Source organism: Cohnella sp. GbtcB17, from assembly GCF_019091135.1.
Taxonomy (GTDB): Bacteria; Bacillota; Bacilli; order Paenibacillales; family Paenibacillaceae; genus Cohnella.
On the sequence record NZ_JAGXJW010000002.1, the window covers coordinates 83,699 to 93,629 of the forward strand.

Below are 9,931 nucleotides of genomic sequence, written 5' to 3' on the forward strand. Positions count from 1 at the left end.
ACGAAACGCCTATTTACAAAACGCTTCGTTCAGTATATCATAAGATCACCAATTAATAAACTGTACGTTCATTATTTAAATCACGAACGTACCGATCGGAGGAAGCAAGATGAGTAAGGAACAAAAGATGAAGGACGGAGGCTTTTCCCGCGGGTTGACGATTCTGTTGGCAGCGGCATGCGGTCTCATCGCGGCCAACCTCTACTACGCCCAGACGCTGGTCGGACCGATCGGCGCCTCCACGGGACTGTCCGCCGGCGCTGCGGGTCTCATCGTAACGTTGACGCAAATCGGCTATGTCGTTGGCCTGCTGTTCATCGTCCCGCTGGCCGATATTGTCGAGAATCGCAGACTGACGATCGTATCGCTCGCCGTTGCGACCGCTGCATTGATCGCGGCAGCGCTCGCGCCGAACGCGCCGCTCTTCCTGGCCGCGTCGCTCCTCATCGGGACCGCGTCGGTCGTCGCCCAGGTGCTTGTGCCCTTCGCGGCTTCGCTCGCCTCCGAAGCCGAAAGGGGCCGCGTAGTCGGCAACGTGATGAGCGGACTTCTTCTCGGCATCATGCTCGCGCGGCCCGTCGCCAGCTTCATCGCCGGCATCTGGAGCTGGCCTTATGTATTCGCCGCTTCGGCGGTCGCCATTGCGTTGTTGGCCGCATTGCTGTCGCGCAAGTTGCCCGAGCGGCGTCCGGCGCCCAGCGTTTCCTACGGCAGGCTGATCCGCTCGCTCGCGCCGCTGTTCGCCCGAACGCCGGCTCTGCGCCGCCGCGCGCTGTACCAGGCTTTTCTGTTCGGCGCCTTCAGCCTCTTCTGGACGGTAGCGCCGCTCCACCTGGCTGACGCGTACGGCATGTCGCAGCAGGGCATCGCCTGGTTCGCGCTCGTCGGCGTCGGCGGCGCGATTGCCGCGCCGATCGCCGGCAGACTGGCAGACAAGGGCTGGAGCCGCCCGCTTACCTGGCTGGCTCTGAGCGTCGCGCTGGTGTCCTGGCTGCTCCCGCATATCGTCCACGGCCACTCGACCGCCTCGCTTGTCCTGCTCTTCGTCGCCGCGATCGCGCTCGACATGGCCGTCTCCGGCAACCTCGTGCTCGGACAGCGCGTCGTCTATACGCTCGGCAGCGAAGCGCGCGGCCGCTTAAACGGCCTGTTCATGTCGATCTTCTTCATCGGCGGCGCTGTCGGCTCGGCACTTGGCGGCTGGGCGTATGCGCACGGCGGCTGGCAGCTCGCTTCGCTGATCGGCGCCGCACTGCCGCTGCTCGCAATCCTCTATGCGTTCACCGAAAGAGGACACAAAGAGCTCGAAGCAAAACCCGCCGTTAACTAAGCTTCGCCAGCTCGTCCATCAAAGCAATCGGGCCGTCTTCCGTAAGCCGCCTTCAATCGGGAGACGACCTCCGCTTGCCCGGCCACGCCGGCGATTTTTTTGTAGCGTGTGATGGCGCCGCAGACAGCCTTGTAGCCCCTTCTATCTGTCGATTGCTCAGCCAATTCGATCGCGCGGCGATTGTCCCCGGATCCATCAATCGATCGATGATCAGCTCGCAGAAGGAAGGACACTGAATATGCGCATAGGCAGACCGCTCCGCTTCTTCCTCCGAATCGAGCAGGAGCAGCCGGTGCATGAGCTGCTCGGAATTTCGTTTATGACCTGCACTTCTATGGACTTTTGCTCGACCGTTTGTCGACGAAGCTTGACGTGCGCTTCTATTTAGATCTATTATGGATATTCAATGTCTTTAAAAAAGCGAATTTATCGAAAGGGGACGTCGACTATGTCCAGCCGACCCGACCTCAACTCACATCTTCCCTCTGAAGCGCAGCGCAAGGAACCTCAGTCCAGACTCGGCACGGAAGTCCTGTCTCTTCTTCAGCCATCCCCCGGGGAGCGAATACTCGACCTAGGCTGCGGAAACGGAGACTTGACGGCCCGAATCGCGGCTGCGGGAGCGGTGCCGACGGGCATAGATCTGTCTGCGGATTCGATCGCAAACGCAAGACTAAGACATCCGGGCCTCAATCTTCAGGTCGCGGATGCCGGCAAGTATCGGACGGATGTCCGGTACGACGCGGTTTTCTCCCATGCCGCGCTGCATTGGATCGGGAACGCGGAGGCCACGGCGCACACGGTCTGGCTCGCTCTTCGGGACGGCGGGCGATTCGTGGCCGAGTTCGCGGGCAGCGGCAACCTCGTGGCGCTGACCGATGCGGTCCGACAGGCGCTCTCGGTGCGCGGCTACGAGGCGGAGGGGCGCATTCCCTGGTATCTGCCGACGATCGGCGAATATGCTGGCTTGCTCGAGCGAACCGGATTTCGCGTGACGTCCGCCCTTCACTTCGACCAGCTATCGCCGATTAAGGCGCCGACGGGGATCAGAGCAATGCTGGACAGCTTCGCGACCTACTTCTTCGCGGGCGTGGCGCCAGAGGAACTCGATGCCGTCTACGACGAAGTCGAAGCTGCGCTCATGCCGTTTTTGTATCGCGACGGTCAATGGACGATCAATAAAAGCCGCTTGCGCATCGCCGCCGTCAAGCTTCCGCAACCGAAAGACGCTTGACCAGCGTTCACCGATTAAACATCCGTATCCGATAATAGTAAACGGGAGGGTGAGCGTCCATGGACATAGCGGCAATCTCGACGGGTCTGGCGATGAACGATCTGCGGCAGCAAGCCGGCATCGCCGTCCTCGGCCAAGCGCTGGACAGCGCGCAACAGAACAGCCAGGCGATCGTACAGATGGCCCAGAGCATCGCGCAGCCCCATCTGGGCGGCAACATCGACGTGCGCGTTTAAGCTCCCGTTTTTTCATCACGAACGACAGCGCAAAGCGCCGAATCGTCCTTGATCGTCCAAGGTTCGGTTCGGCGCTTTGCGCTGCCGGATAGGACGGAACGACGCAGGGTAAACTACAGACGGTCGAGCTCCCGCGCTTCGGCTTTGGACCGGCAATCTCTGCATACGCCGATCGTACGTCCGCCTTCGTCTAGATAAAAAGAAAGCCGCGCGGATCGCTTGCGGCACAAAGAGCAGGGGCGCGCCTGCTCCCCTGCCTCAGCCCCCCGCTCTTTGCCCGGCTCCTCCCGCGTCTTGCGTCCAGCCTCTCGCGACGTTCCCGATCTGCGCCTGCGGGCGGCCCGAAGCGGCACGACCTTCGCGCCGCGCGTCGCGGACGAGCCGGTACGCCCGCGCCGGACGAGCCAGTACACCGACCCGGCAACCGCCAAGACGGCGGCCAATACGATTCCGATAAGCATGCGGTTCTCCTTTCTGATCCGAGGTGCGATTCTTCCCGGCGGACGGCGGTCGTAAAGCTCAATCGATCGCCGAGAGCAGGTCGTTCAGCGACTCGGCCATCGACGGATGCGTAAAGATCGTATCGCGGAGCGCCGTGTAAGGCTCGCCGGTCTTCATGAATTGCGAGACGATGTTCACGACCTCGCTGGACTCAGCGGCGAATAATGTAACGCCGAGCAACCGATCGGTATCCGCGTCGACGAAGGCCTTCATCAGGCCTTCGGTCTGCCTGAGCTGGCGAGCGCGCGGCGAAGCGGAGGCCGGGAGCGCGGCCGTCTTCACCCGGTGCCCGGCGCGCAGCGCCTCGGACTCCGTCATGCCGACCTGGGACAGCGGCGGGTCGATAAACACCGAGTACGGCACGTAATGCCGATCCTTCGTCGAGCGCCCGCCGTCGCCGAACAGCGCATCTCTTACGATCCGGTAATCGTCGAGGGAGATATAAGTAAATTGCGGACCGCCGTTGACGTCCCCTAGCGCCCAGATGTGCGGGACATTCGTCCGCAGCCGCTCGTCGACCTTGATGAAGCCGCGCTCGTTCAACTCGACGCCGGCGGCTTTGAGATTTAAGCCCTCGGTATTGGCCGTACGGCCCGCGGCGATCAGAATCGCGTCCGCCGCCAGCTCCGACTTGCCGGCCGGGGACGACAAATGCAGCGTCGAAGCATCGCTGCCGTCATCAATCCGTTCTACGCCCGTATCCAGAACAATGCGGATTCCTTTTTTCTCCAGCGTCTTCCGCACTTCGTCCGCGATGTCCCGATCTTCGCGCGGCATGAACCGGGCGCCCCGCTCGATCACCGTCACCTCCGAGCCGAAGCCGGCATAGATCGAAGCGAACTCGAGGCCGACATACCCGCCGCCGACGATCGCGAGACGCGCCGGCAAGCGGTCGACCTCAAGCAGCCCGGTGCTCGTATAAACGCGGCTGCCAGCGATGCCCGGCAGGTCGGGCATGGCCGCCCGCGCGCCCGTATTAATGAAGATCCGGTCGGCTTCGACGATCCATGCGCCCTCCTGTGTCTTCACGCGCACCTCGTGCGGATTGAGGAACGACGCCTCGCCGGTGAGCACGGTCGCGCCGGGGCGGCCGTTCACATTGTCGAAGTTCTTGGCTCTCAGCAGCGAGACGAGCGCATCCTTGTCCCGAACGGCCTGCGCGTATGCTTCCCTGCGCGCCTCCCTGCTCAGCCCCTCCCGCTGCGACAGCAGCTGAGCGTCGTGAGCAAGCGCCTTCGTCGGAATACAGCCGACGTTGATGCAGGTACCGCCGTACATCAACGGAGACTTCTCCGCGACGATGACCTTGAGACCTTGAGCGGCCAGGTAGGGCGCCAGCGTCTTGCCCCCTTTGCCGAATCCGATGATTAGAGCGTCGACCCGCTCTCGTCTGTCCGCCATCTCGCATCCATCCTTGCTATAGAGATTAGCTGTCCCTTGCTTCGGTCCCCGGTGCCATCGGGTCGCGGACGGTCCGCTTGAAGCTCTCGCCCCAGTCCCGCATGGCGGAGATGATCGGGCTAAGCGTCCGTCCGAATTCGGTCAGCGAATATTCGACCTTCGGCGGCACCTGGTTGTACACCTCCCGGTGCACGACGCCGTCCTCCTCGAGCTCCCTCAGCTGCAGCGTGAGCATCCGCTGCGTGATCGTCGGACAGATTCTGCGGAATTCGTTGAACCGCTTAGGCCCGTCCATCAAATGATACAGCAGCACGCCCTTCCACTTCCCGCCGATCACGTCCAGCGTGAATTCGACCGGGCAGCCGTCCTCGTCCGGACAAAACCCGTACCCGCTCTTTCGGTCCCGCACGCCGATCCGCTCCTTCGCCTTCATCTTCCTTTCTAATGATAATAGCACTCAACCGCCTCGATTAAAATCCTTCGAGCACGACCTTGCCCACCGTACGGCCGGTCTCCAGCATGGCATGCGCCTTGCGGAGGTTGTCGGCGTTGATCGGCGAGAGCGTCTCGCTTGTCGTCGTCCGGACCGCGCCCGCGTCCACCAGTCGCGCCACCTCGTTCAGCAGGTTGTGCTGCTCGATCATGTCCGGCGTCCCGTACGTCGAGCGGGTGAACATTAACTCCCATACGAACGCCGCGCTCTTGTTCTTCAGCAGCGTCAGGTTAAGCAGCTCGTCGGTCTCGACGATCGAGCAGATCTTGCCCTGCGGCGCAATCGCCTCCGCCATGTTCGCCCAGTGCTTCTCCGTGCTGTTCAGGCAGAGGATGTAGTCGACCTGCTCGAACCCGATCGCCTTCAGCTGCGGCACGAACGACTCGAAGTGGTTGATCACGTGGTCAGCGCCAAGCTCCCTTGCCCAGTCGGCCGACTCTCGGCGGGAGGCCGTGCCGATAACCTTCAGGCCCGTGAGCTTCGCCAGCTGCGTCGCGATCGACCCGACGCCGCCGGCTGCGCCGATGATCAGGATCGTCTTGCCCGCGTTGGCGGCAGGCTCCTTCGAGACGCCGAGCCGGTCGTACAAGCTCTCCCACGCCGTGATCGTCGTCAGCGGCAGCGCGGCAGCCTGCGCGAAGTCGAGCGACTTGGGCTTCGCGCCGACGATTCGCTCGTCCACGAGATGGTACTCGCTGTTGCCGCCCGGCCGTGTGATGCTGCCCGCGTAGTACACTTCATCGCCCGGCTGGAATAGCTCGACCTCGGGCCCGACCTGCTCGATCACGCCTGCCACGTCCCAGCCGAGAATGCGCGGCGCGGACTCCTCGCGGCTTTTCGGCGAGCGGACCTTGTAGTCCACCGGATTGACCGAGATCGCCCGCACCTTCACGAGCAGATCCCGTCCCGCCGGCGACGGCTTTTCGATCTCCACATCGATCAGACTTTCCGGATGCTCGATCGGCAGATACTTGTACAGGCCGACGGCCTTCATCGTCGTTTTGTCCTGTGCGTCCTTCAGGTTGCTTTCGTTCGTTTTGATTTCGTTGGTCATGGTCGATCTCTCCTTTGCGCGGTTGCCGTTGATTCGGCTTATATTCGCAATATAAGACATACACGGCATTCGCGTAAGTACGCACATTTATGTGGGATAGGCACACGAATGGTACTATATTGTCGTCGAAAACCAGCAATCCATGAGAAACGCCGTCCTGTCGATCCATGATAAAATGGTGCAAAAAGGAGGCTCGCATACATGAACGACGTTAACGCCGGCGCATTCGCGCCACGCATCGTTCCGCATCTGTGGTTCGATCGGGAAGCCAAGGAGGCCGCAGCGTTTTACAGCACCGTATTCCCCGACTCCGCCGTCACGAGTACGACGACGCTGAGGGACACGCCTTCGGGCGACGCCGATCTCGTATCGTTTACGATCTGGGGCATGCCCTTCATGGCGATCTCCGCCGGCCCGCTCTTCAAGTTCAATCCGTCCGTCTCGTTTATCGTGAACTTCGATCCGTCGAGAGAGAGCCGCGCGAGAGAGCTGCTCGACGAGACATGGGACAAGCTCGCCGAACACGGTACGGCGCTGATGCCGCTTGGCGAATATCCGTTCAGCGCGCGATTCGGCTGGATCCGGGACAAGTATGGCGTGACCTGGCAGCTTATGCTGACCAATCCAGAAGGGGAGCCTCGTCCGACGATCATCCCGTCTCTCATGTTCACCGGCGACAACGCAGGCAGAGCGGAGGAAGCGCGCGAGCTTTACCTGTCCGTATTCGAGCGGTCGCGTCCGGGACAGCTGCGTCGTTACGGTCCGGGCATGGCGCCGGATAAGGAAGGCACGGTCATGTTCAGCGACTTTATGATAGAAAACACTTGGCTGACCGCGATGGACAGCGCGCACAACCACGGATTCACCTTTAACGAGGCGATCTCCCTGCTCGTCCGCTGCGACACGCAGGCTGAGATCGACGCATACTGGAGCGGACTGTCCGCCGATCCCAAGGCCGAGCAGTGCGGCTGGCTCAAGGAGAAGTTCGGCGTGTCGTGGAAGATCGCGCCCACGTCCATGGACGACATGATGGCCCGCGGGACGCCCGAGCAGATCGAGCGCGTGACCGAGGCCTTTATGCCGATGAAAAAGCTCGACATCGCGAAGCTGGAGCAAGCTTTTCGCGGTTAAAGGTCGATGATGCGAGACGCCGCCCGTCGGGCGCGCAATAACAAAAACCGCGAAGCGCCAAGGCTTCGCGGTTTTTGTTATTCGTACCAATATTTTGGGAGGACCTCCTTTTCCTGCTCCAACAGCTCCTTGATGATCATGTCCGCGTCATGAATCGAATTCACGAGCGGATCGGTCATCATCGCCCTGCGCAGCTTGACGAAGCTCCGTTCGGCGACTGCCTCCGCGGTGAGCTCATGCGTGTCGAGCACGAGCTCCTGCATGCCCCGGATGCCTCTCGGCATCTCTCCCACGGGCAGCGGCTTGATCCCCTCCATGCTCACCTCGCTGAGCAGCTCGAGGAACGCGTCGTCGTTCATGTTGGACACCGCCCCGTTGTTCAGCGTGTTAATGAAAAAGCGTTTGCCCAGGTTGCCCACCATATTCTCGATGATATCCGTCGCATGGTCGGGGCCAAACGACTGCATATAACCCGAGATCGGCAGCGCGCCGGACAGGAAGCCGTCCACCTGGCTCCACATCTCCTCGTGGCGCTTGTACCGTTCGTCCGTCTCCCAGATCGACAGCGGCGGGATCGCGTCCTTCGTCTTCCCATGCCCCTGCCAATAGCGGACGTATTCCTTGGTGTGCGCCGTGCAGGTCGGGATATGGCCGAATATATCGTAAAGCTGATACGTAATCGAATCGTTGAAGAGCGCTTTGGCGCCCGTATCTCCGCCGTCGGTTTCCGTAGCGGCCGCTATTCTCATCGTCTCGGCAATCCGAGGTGCGACATCCTTCCCATCGTACTCCGCCTTCAGCAGCCAGGTGAAGTGATTGACGCCGGCTACCCGGAAGTCGAATCGGCGATCGATGTCCGCGTCGAATTCGCTCCGATCCGCGAGGATGCCTGCCCTGAGTGCGTAGTTCACTTTGACATGCGGCATATGATGGCCGTCGCACAGCGCGAACGACTTCAGCTTCGGCGCGTAGCGGCTCAGCGCGATGCCATGCACGGTAGACGGGTTGATATAGTTGATGACCCAGGCGTCGGGACACAGCTCTTCGATATCCTTGGCGCATGCGAGGATGACCGGCATCTCTCTCATGGCCCTGAAGATGCCGCCCGGTCCGATCGTATCTCCCGAGCACATGCGTATTCCGTATTTCAACGAAACCTGACAGTCGATCCCCCGGTATTTGACCGTATCCTCGGCGAAGCTGAGCACGACAAAATCGGCGCCCTTCAGCACTTCTCTCCTGTCCGTAGCGCCTTCTACTTTGAGCGGCACCCCATTTTCCCTGGCTACCGCCTTGGCCAGGTTCACCATCTTGGCCAGCCTTTCTTCGTCCGTGTCGACCAAGGCAAGCGTCCCGTTGTTCAAGTAAGGGGAGTGTACCATCTGCCAAATCGACTGGCGGCCGAAAAACAGGCTGCCCGCGCCGAGTACGACGACCTTCGGTTGAAACGCGTTCGAGTCGCTCACGATCGAACCTCCTAGTGGTTGATAGCCTCATTATAGGAGAATGGCCGAAAAGCGGAATATGAGGCGGTTTTGCATTCATGTCAAATAGTACGAATAGCGATGGCTCCCAGATTCAATGATATAATCGCTTAAAGCGCATCATGTCTCTGAGTGGAGGAATCGTTCGTGTCGGACATGAACATTTTTAACGAGCTCTCCGAATTTATCTCGCTCCGTCTGAAGTCCTGCTGGGCGACCGCGCCCGCCGGGGATTGGATCGAGCATAAGGCGCATGCCGATTACGATATGTGGTTCGTTCAATCCGGCACCGTGAAGCTTCGCATCGCGGGGATCGAGCATACCGCCCGTCCGGGAGACGTCGTTTTCTTTTATCCCCGCATGCCCTACATCGCTTCCTGCGGCGAGGAAGGCTGCCGGTTCATCTACGTCCATTTCGATTACGGCATCGGCGAGCAGCAGCGCATATTGGACGACTTTCGGCTATCGGGCATTATCGACGCGAATCTAATCCGGGAGGATGCCGGGCTGTACGTCCAAGCCTTCGCGAAATCGGAGCGGTCGAGCGGCAAGCCGAAGAACCTTCTCTATTTGAAAGCATGCCTGATGGCCGTCATCGCCAAGATCATCGAGCTGCACGGACAAGGCCGGTACGTCGGCGCCTTTGCGAGCGAGACGTCGCAGAGAAAATCCGGCCGGGATCTGGACGTCCTGCAGCCGATCTTCCGGTACATTGACGACCATATCCACGAACCCGTTCGCATGAGCGAACTAGCACCCCTTGGCGGCATCTCCGAGAAATACTTCATCTCCTACTTCAAAAAAGCCGTCGGCATCACGCCGGGCCAATATATTTTTCAGATCAAAATGAACCGGGCGCGCGATTACTTGTACGAAAAGAAATACACGGTTCAGCAAATCGCCGGCTTCCTCGGCTATCCCGATCCGTTTACCTTTTCGAAGGCGTTCAAGAAGTACTACCACATGCCCCCGTCGAAATTCGATTGATCGCGCGAGGCACCCCCGCTTTATCGGTTGCGTGTCGCGTAAGGCAGGGTGCTCTCGCTGCCATTCGCCGAACAGCAAAG

General features: G+C 60.6%; 10 protein-coding genes. 5 read left to right on the forward strand and 5 right to left on the reverse strand.

Annotated features, from left to right (window positions below):
• The first annotated feature begins 109 nt into the window (after positions 1-109).
• The 3 genes from KVT38_RS01215 to KVT38_RS01225 all read left to right on the forward strand — a co-directional run bounded on the left by KVT38_RS01215 (position 110) and on the right by KVT38_RS01225 (position 2,800).
• On the forward strand, positions 110-1,330 hold the full coding sequence (locus KVT38_RS01215; protein WP_217591860.1) for an MFS transporter: 1,221 nt from the start codon (positions 110-112) through the stop codon (positions 1,328-1,330).
• 448 nt (positions 1,331-1,778) lie between these two features.
• Positions 1,779-2,564: a class I SAM-dependent methyltransferase gene (locus KVT38_RS01220; RefSeq protein WP_217591861.1), complete on the forward strand. Its 786-nt coding sequence runs from the start codon at positions 1,779-1,781 to the stop codon at positions 2,562-2,564.
• 59 nt (positions 2,565-2,623) lie between these two features.
• Positions 2,624-2,800 (forward strand): YjfB family protein, encoded by a 177-nt coding sequence (locus tag KVT38_RS01225; RefSeq protein ID WP_217591862.1) that lies wholly within the window; start codon positions 2,624-2,626, stop codon positions 2,798-2,800.
• Positions 2,801-2,913: 113 nt separating this feature from the next.
• Here the strand turns inward: KVT38_RS01225 and KVT38_RS01230 are convergent, their stop codons facing one another.
• From KVT38_RS01230 to KVT38_RS01245, 4 genes are all read right to left on the reverse strand, one after another.
• On the reverse strand, positions 2,914-3,261 hold the full coding sequence (locus tag KVT38_RS01230) for a hypothetical protein (protein WP_217591863.1): 348 nt from the start codon (positions 3,259-3,261) through the stop codon (positions 2,914-2,916).
• 58 nt (positions 3,262-3,319) lie between these two features.
• Positions 3,320-4,702, reverse strand: a complete 1,383-nt coding sequence (locus KVT38_RS01235) for an FAD-dependent oxidoreductase (RefSeq protein ID WP_217591864.1) — start codon at positions 4,700-4,702, stop codon at positions 3,320-3,322.
• Positions 4,703-4,727: 25 nt separating this feature from the next.
• On the reverse strand, positions 4,728-5,111 hold the full coding sequence (locus tag KVT38_RS01240; protein ID WP_217591865.1) for a winged helix-turn-helix transcriptional regulator: 384 nt from the start codon (positions 5,109-5,111) through the stop codon (positions 4,728-4,730).
• Positions 5,112-5,172: 61 nt separating this feature from the next.
• Positions 5,173-6,249: a zinc-binding alcohol dehydrogenase family protein gene (locus KVT38_RS01245; RefSeq protein WP_254638885.1), complete on the reverse strand. Its 1,077-nt coding sequence runs from the start codon at positions 6,247-6,249 to the stop codon at positions 5,173-5,175.
• Positions 6,250-6,450: 201 nt separating this feature from the next.
• Here KVT38_RS01245 and KVT38_RS01250 point away from each other — a divergent pair, with 201 nt between their 5' ends.
• A complete protein-coding gene (locus tag KVT38_RS01250) occupies positions 6,451-7,380 on the forward strand; it encodes a VOC family protein (protein ID WP_217591866.1) in 930 nt (309 codons plus the stop codon).
• A 77-nt stretch (positions 7,381-7,457) separates the two neighbouring features.
• Here KVT38_RS01250 and KVT38_RS01255 read toward each other — a convergent pair whose 3' ends face one another.
• On the reverse strand, positions 7,458-8,846 hold the full coding sequence (locus KVT38_RS01255) for a family 4 glycosyl hydrolase (RefSeq protein WP_217591867.1): 1,389 nt from the start codon (positions 8,844-8,846) through the stop codon (positions 7,458-7,460).
• Positions 8,847-9,020: 174 nt separating this feature from the next.
• On the opposite strand from KVT38_RS01255, the gene KVT38_RS01260 reads away from it, so the two are divergent.
• A complete protein-coding gene (locus KVT38_RS01260) occupies positions 9,021-9,851 on the forward strand; it encodes an AraC family transcriptional regulator (RefSeq protein ID WP_217591966.1) in 831 nt (276 codons plus the stop codon).
• Positions 9,852-9,931 lie beyond the last annotated feature (80 nt).